Below are 6,654 nucleotides of genomic sequence, written 5' to 3'. Positions count from 1 at the left end.
ACGACCTCAGACATACCTTCGCAACGCTGTCGCTGAAAAGCGGGGTGGACGTGAAAACGCTGTCCGGCGCGCTGGGCCACTACTCTGCTGGTTTCACGCTGAACACCTACACCCACGCCACGGCGCAGATGAAACAGGACGCGGCGGACGCCATCGGCGGGGTCATCAGCCAGCAGATGCGGTAAAAAAACAGGGCCAGACAGGATTTTTCCTGTCTGGCCCTGTCCGGTGCTTTCCGGCCCTTTCCCCGTGTGGGTCGGCGTGTGAGTCTTAAAGAAACGCCAAAAATTAAGTGCCGTAAAAAGTTGCAGATTATAGAAGAAAATCGCCGGAATCAAGCGATTCCGGTGATTTTTGGTGGAGACTACTGGACTCGAACCAGTGGCCTCATGCGTGTGAAGATTCGATAGGGACGCCTTGTACACTGTTTCAGAAGACTTTGGCGGTTTTGCCGCAGGATTTCCGCACCCGCAGATACTCTCCGTTCCACTGTTTCCGCCCCGTTTTTTCTGCTCGTGGGTCAAGACGTGGGTCAATCGGAAATTTCCGTTCGCCAAGACATACCAGCCATCCCAACATGAGAACCTCCCGCCCAGAAAGTCTGACCGTCCCGGTTTTGTCCCGGTTTGCAAAATGGTCTTGCAATCCACCTGTCGCCGTGCTATACTTCCATCGTAATTGAATAGAAAATCTTCAGGGCAGGGTGCGATTCCCTACCGGTGGTACAGCCCACGAGCCGCAAGGCATGATTCGGTGAAACTCCGAAGCCGACAGTACAGTCTGGATGAAAGAAGATGACAACGCAACGCAGGGGACTGCTTTGCGTCTATGGAAGTTGCTCTGGGGTGTGTTTACATTCCGGAGCTTTGCTTTTACACAAGGATACTTGTGTCAGCGTGTCAAAAAAGTCTTATCTCCCCGGTGAGCAAGTTTTCAGAACTTTATAAAAGTTCTGAAAACTTAGGATTTTAATGGCACGGGACACCCCTCTTGGGTTTCCCGCGCACACCCTTCCTTACCGTTGCGGAGAATTTACCGCTTTATCGACAGCCTCACGTGTGTCTTTCCGTCTTGCCCTGAACGGTTCGTTCAGGGCTTTTTCTTTTGGAGGTAACGATATGAACGATGTGGAATATATGCGTCTGGCCTTGGCGCTGGCGGAGCGGGGCCGGGGCTGGACGGCGCCCAATCCCATGGTGGGCGCCGTGATCGTAAAGGACGGCGCAGTTATCGGACAGGGCTGGCATGAGCGGTACGGGGAGCCACACGCGGAGCGGAATGCGCTGGCAGCCTGCACCGCCGACCCCGCCGGAGCCACCATGTATGTGACACTGGAGCCCTGCTGTCACCACGGAAAGCAGCCGCCCTGCGTGGATGCGATCCTGGCATCCGGCATCCGCCGGGTGGTGATCGGCTCCGCCGACCCAAATCCGCTGGTGGCGGGAAAGGGCGTGGCGATCCTGCGCTCTCGCGGCGTGGAGGTGACGGAAAACGTTCTGCGGGAGGAATGTGACGCGCTGAACAGAATCTTCTTCCACTACATCACCACCGGGCGGCCCTTCGTTTCCATGAAATACGCCATGACGATGGACGGCAAGATCGCGGCCTACACAGGCGCGTCCAAGTGGATCACGGGCGAGACGGCCCGGTGCCATGTTCAGCAGCAGCGCCACCGGTTCCGGGGCATCATGGTGGGCGTAGGTACGGTATTGACGGACGATCCTCTCCTGACCTGCCGCATGGAGAATGGGCGAAACCCCGTTCGCATCATCTGCGACACCCATCTGCGGACGCCGCCGCAGGCGCAGGTGGTCGCCACCGCAGACCAAATTCCGACCATCCTCGCTACCTGCTGCGCCGCCCCGGAAAGACAGGCGGTTTACCGGAAAGCCGGGTGCCAAGTGCTCTGTCTGAATGAAGAAAACGGCCATGTGGATCTCCGGCAGCTCATGGAACATCTGGGGCGGGAGCAGATCGACAGCATTTTGCTGGAAGGCGGCGGAACGCTGAACTGGGCCGCGCTGGAATGCGGCATCGTGCAGCAGGTGCAGGCGTATATGGCTCCGAAGCTGTTCGGCGGAAGGGACGCGAAAACACCCGTGGAGGGCGTGGGCGTCCCCGCCCCGGACGACGCCTTCCGCTTAAAAAACAGCCGGCTGGAATGGCTGGACGAGGATCTTCTGATAGAAAGCGAGGTGGAATATCCGTGTTCACAGGAATCGTAGAAGAAGTTGGGGCCATCAAGAATATCAAGCGCGGGCAGCACTCCGCCGCCCTGACGATCCAGGCGAAAACCGTTTTAGAGGAGACTCGAATCGGAGACAGCATCGCCGTGAACGGCATCTGCCTGACGGTGACGCGGCTTTTTCCTGATGGCTTTTCGGCGGACGTGATGCACGAGACGCTGAACCGCTCGTCCCTTGCGGGACTTTCGGCGGGAAGCATAGTCAATCTGGAACGGGCCATGCCTGCCAACGGCCGCTTCGGCGGACATATCGTGGCGGGCCATGTGGACGGCGTGGGACACATTGCCAACATCCGCCGGGACGATACCGCCGTTTGGTACACCGTCCACGCGGGGCCGGAGATATTGCGCTATGTGGTGGAAAAGGGCTCCATTGCCATCGACGGCATCAGCCTGACGGTGGCCGCCGTGGACGGCGAGGGCTTTTCCGTGTCCACCATCCCTCATACGGTGGCCCAGACCAATCTGAGCCAGCGGCGCCGGGGCGACCCGGTGAATTTGGAGACCGACGTGGTGGGCAAGTACATCGAAAAGTTGCTGCGTCCGGAAGAAACGAAACCGCATACCCCCGCAAACGAAAGTACCCTCACAAAAGAAATGCTGCTGCGCTGCGGCTTTTAACAAGGAGATGTTACCATGAATTTCAATACCATTCCCGAAGCACTGGAGGATCTGAGACAGGGGAAGATCATTCTGGTCACAGACGACCCCGACCGTGAAAACGAAGGCGATTTCATCTGCGCCGCCGAGTTTGCCACCACGGAGAACATCAACTTCATGGCCACCCACGGCAAGGGCCTGATCTGTATGCCCATGTCGGAGGCCTTTGTCCGCAAGCTGCAATTCCCCCAGATGGTGCAGAACAACACCGATAACCACGAAACGGCCTTCACGGTGTCCATCGACCACATTTCCACCACCACGGGCATCTCCGCCGCCGAACGCTCCGTGACGGCGATGGCCTGCGTGGAGGAGGGCGCGAAGGCGGAGGATTTCCGCAGACCGGGCCACATGTTCCCGCTGCTGGCGAAGAAAAACGGCGTGTTGGAGCGGGAGGGCCATACGGAGGCCACCGTTGACCTGTGCCGTCTGGCGGGGCTGAAGGAATGCGGCCTGTGCTGTGAGATCATGCGGGAGGACGGCACCATGATGCGCACCGCCGAGCTGATGACGCTGGCGGAGCGGTTCGGCATCAAGTTCATCACCATCCGGGACCTGCAGGCGTACCGCAAGTGCCACGAAAAGCTGGTGGATCAGGTCACGGCGGTAAATATGCCCACGAAATACGGAGATTTCAAAGCCTACGGCTTTGTGAGCCGCCTAAACGGCGAGCACCACGTCGCGTTGGTGAAGGGCGACATCGGCGACGGGAAGGACGTTCTCTGCCGGGTACATTCCGAGTGCCTGACCGGTGATACCTTCGGCTCTCTCCGCTGTGACTGCGGACAGCAGTTGGCTGCCGCCATGACCCAGATTGAAAACGAGGGCCGGGGCATCCTGCTCTATATGCGGCAGGAGGGCCGGGGCATCGGCCTCATCAACAAGCTGCGGGCCTATGAATTGCAGGAGCAGGGCATGGACACGCTGGAGGCCAATCTGGCTCTGGGCTTCCACGGAGACGAGCGGGAGTATTTCCTCGGCGCGCAGATCCTGCGGGAGCTTGGCGTCAAGAGCCTGCGCCTGTTGACCAACAATCCGGACAAGGTGTATCAGCTCTCCGAGTTCGGCCTGGAAATCTCCGAACGGGTTCCGATCCAGATGGCGGCAACGGCACATGATTTGTTCTACCTGAAAACCAAGCAGGCACGAATGGGACACATTTTGGAATATTAACAAAGAAAGAGGTACTTAGTTATGAAAACCTTCGAGGGAAAGCTGGTCTCCAAAAGCATCAAGGTGGGCATCGTAGCCGCCCGGTTCAACGAATTCATTACCTCCAAGCTCCTCAGCGGCGCACTGGACGGCCTGCTGCGCCACGAGGTTCGGGAGGATGACGTTCATGTGGCGTGGGTTCCCGGAGCCTTTGAGATCCCGCTGGTGGCGTCCAAGATGGCAAAGAGCGGCAGGTATGACGCCGTCATCTGCCTCGGCGCGGTGATCCGCGGTTCCACCAGCCACTATGACTACGTCTGCAACGAGGTCTCCAAGGGGATCGCCGCCGTGTCTCTGGAAAGCGGCGTACCCGTTCTCTTTGGCGTTCTGACCACGGAGAATATCGAGCAGGCCATCGAACGGGCTGGCACCAAGGCAGGCAACAAAGGCTATGATTGTGCGGTCAGCGCTATCGAGATGGTCAACCTGCTCCACGAGCTGGACGCGGAGTAACACACAGGCACACCATGATCATCATTCAAGCAAATGGGGCAGAGAGGGAGCTGGAGGAAAAGATCCTGGCCCTGCTGCGGCGGGAGGACATCGCCGCAGAGCGGGTCTCCCTCAGCTCCCGGCACACGCTCACCTTTCCGGAACTGACCATTGACGGGCGTTCCCAGCAGGCGTTTCAAAACGGAACCGCGCTGGCGTTGACCCGGATCGAGTTCAATATGCTGCTGCTTCTCGCCAGCAATCCGGGAGTCACGCTTTCCAAGGAGGATCTGTTTTCCGCCGTGTGGGGCCGGGACAGCTCGGACACCCTGAAGGTCGTGGCGAATACCGTCTCCAATCTCCGTCGGAAGATGGGCGGCAGCCAGACCTATATCCGCACGGTCCGGGGCGGGTACGTGTTCTCGGCGGTCTCCGCTACCGCCTGAAGTGTCCCCTTGAAAACAAATCGAAGTAACGGCGGCAGCGTTGCACAGCCCAGCGGGGCCGCGACGCCTGCGGGACAGCGACGCGCATAAGCGCATCGCTGTCCCGCAGGCTCTCTGCGTTCTTTGGGAGCACACCCGGCCAAGACCCAAAAGCGGCAAAGTTTGCCGTTCTGATACCCGGCCCGGGGATGTTTGTGAACGTGCAGTTCGTGCTGAGGGTAGTAATAGCGCCTCCATCCGAAACGCCCCCTGTTTCGCCGTGTGAGCCGCTGTGTGCAATCCTTCTCCGAAAGCCGAGTGTGTACCCACTTTCACCCGTGAAAGCGAATATGGGCCATTTGTACGAGAAGTTGAAAAACGGTTGGGGATAAAATTTATGGCGGCAGCTTTGCCGGATTATTCTCTTCTGCTGGTGTTGAGGGTTCACAGAGAACCGGGAAATGTATGTATATAAAAGCATGGCGGAATAAAAGGGATATCGCCGGCAGCACAAGACCACGCTGTGGACGAGGGAGGGAAGGCCCCTGTTTCGCCGTGTGTGCCCTCGTGTGCGATCTTTCTCCGAAAGCCGAGTGTGTTACCCACTTTCGCCTATGAAAGCAAGCGTGGGGCGTTTGTGAGGGAAGTTGAAAGATGCGATGAAAAGCGGTTTGAAACAGCGTTGTGACGGTAACTTTTTGGCGATATTTGCGGGAACGCTTTTGGACGAAAAGCCGAACTTTTTAAGCCGGATTTTCTGGCGGCGAAGGCCGTTCGATTTTAGTACAGATAAAGGGCCGCAGTCGCAAGCGCCCGCAGCCCGCCCACAAAGCCCCGCAGTGCGGGGCTTTCCGGGGTTTTGAAACCGCAGTCTAAGGTGCACCTTGAGAGGCACTTTCGCCGTCATAGGTGAACGTCAGGCACAGAAAAAGCCCGTGGCGGCGGACTTTTCAAGGTGGACGTTCCGCAGGCGTTTGAGGAAATCGCAGTTTTCAACCACTCAAAAAAGTGACTTCTGCATAGCGGCGATTTTCGGGGGAAAATGTGTATATTTTGCGCCGCTGTAGTCAATGGAAAGGCTTCTTGGCCGTTCGAAAATCGCACCGCTGTAACTAAAGAGAATGTCCCCGGCAGCGCAAGATTTGCGCCGCAATAGACAAAGATTGGGCGGTGCAACTCCGATGGGGCAAATGATAACTTTCTGATAACTGTTCCGTCTTTGGATAGCTTTTCCCTCTTGGTTACGGTATTGTTCGTTGCCGAAAGGGGTTGATTTTATGCCAAAGCGACGAGCAAACGGAGAAGGCAATATCCGAAAACGAAAGGACGGCCGATGGGAAGGCCGTTACACCGCAGGCTATGACCCGGAGAGCGGAAAGCGCATCATCAAGAACGTGCTGGGTAAAACGCAGGCCGAAGTCAAGGAGAAACTCAAGACCGCGATCAGTGAAAGTCAGCGGCTGGACGTATCCAAAGCTGGGACATACACCGTAGCGTCATGGGTGAAAACGTGGTACGAGGTCTACGCCGAGCCCCGCATCCGGCCCAACACGAAAGCCTACTACACCAACTACATCGAGAACCACATCATCCCCGGAATTGGAAATATTTCCTTGGACAAGCTGACCACCATTCAGATCCAGCGGTTCTACAACAATCTCCAGAAAACCGGACGAGTTC

At 57.6% G+C, this 6,654-nt stretch carries 7 protein-coding genes and 1 riboswitch; all 7 genes read left to right on the top strand.

All coding sequences use genetic code 11. The features are described 5' to 3' along the window. Positions 1 to 185 (top strand): tyrosine-type recombinase/integrase (locus PY311_RS12470; protein ID WP_286149028.1); only part of this gene is annotated, 185 nt, incomplete at its 5' end. Positions 186 to 685: 500 nt separating this feature from the next. Then, positions 686 to 800: riboswitch (FMN riboswitch) on the top strand. Positions 801 to 1,118: 318 nt separating this feature from the next. Then, positions 1,119 to 2,225 (top strand): bifunctional diaminohydroxyphosphoribosylaminopyrimidine deaminase/5-amino-6-(5-phosphoribosylamino)uracil reductase RibD, encoded by a 1,107-nt coding sequence (gene ribD, locus PY311_RS12465; RefSeq protein WP_286149027.1) that lies wholly within the window; start codon positions 1,119 to 1,121, stop codon positions 2,223 to 2,225. Beyond that, positions 2,207 to 2,866, top strand: coding sequence for a riboflavin synthase (locus PY311_RS12460; protein WP_286149026.1), 660 nt, complete (start codon positions 2,207 to 2,209; stop codon positions 2,864 to 2,866). The genes ribD and PY311_RS12460 overlap by 19 nt, the downstream gene beginning before the upstream one ends. Before the next feature lie 15 nt (positions 2,867 to 2,881). Then, on the top strand, positions 2,882 to 4,078 hold the full coding sequence (locus PY311_RS12455; protein ID WP_286149025.1) for a bifunctional 3,4-dihydroxy-2-butanone-4-phosphate synthase/GTP cyclohydrolase II: 1,197 nt from the start codon (positions 2,882 to 2,884) through the stop codon (positions 4,076 to 4,078). A 21-nt stretch (positions 4,079 to 4,099) separates the two neighbouring features. Continuing rightward, positions 4,100 to 4,570, top strand: a complete 471-nt coding sequence (ribH, locus tag PY311_RS12450) for a 6,7-dimethyl-8-ribityllumazine synthase (protein WP_286149024.1) — start codon at positions 4,100 to 4,102, stop codon at positions 4,568 to 4,570. A 14-nt stretch (positions 4,571 to 4,584) separates the two neighbouring features. Beyond that, entirely contained in the window at positions 4,585 to 4,995 is a 411-nt protein-coding gene (locus tag PY311_RS12445; RefSeq protein ID WP_286149023.1) for a winged helix-turn-helix domain-containing protein, read from the top strand. 1,256 nt (positions 4,996 to 6,251) lie between these two features. Beyond that, the coding region (locus tag PY311_RS12440) for an N-terminal phage integrase SAM-like domain-containing protein (RefSeq protein ID WP_286149022.1) at positions 6,252 to 6,654 on the top strand (403 nt) is incomplete at its 3' end.

It is taken from the genome of Neopoerus faecalis, from assembly GCF_029218125.1.
GTDB lineage: Bacteria > Bacillota > Clostridia > Oscillospirales > Oscillospiraceae > Oscillibacter > Oscillibacter faecalis_A.
Note: the sequence above shows the minus strand (reverse complement) of the source record. Positions and strands in the feature narration are given on the sequence as shown.

Bases quoted from the DNA above. Each gene is read 5' to 3' on its own strand.
- ribD (WP_286149027.1), top strand. From the start codon at position 1,119: ATGAACGATGTGGAATATATGCGTCTGGCCTTGGCGCTGGCGGAGCGG.
- PY311_RS12455 (WP_286149025.1), top strand. From the start codon at position 2,882: ATGAATTTCAATACCATTCCCGAAGCACTGGAGGATCTGAGACAGGGG.
- ribH (WP_286149024.1), top strand. From the start codon at position 4,100: ATGAAAACCTTCGAGGGAAAGCTGGTCTCCAAAAGCATCAAGGTGGGC.
- PY311_RS12445 (WP_286149023.1), top strand. From the start codon at position 4,585: ATGATCATCATTCAAGCAAATGGGGCAGAGAGGGAGCTGGAGGAAAAG.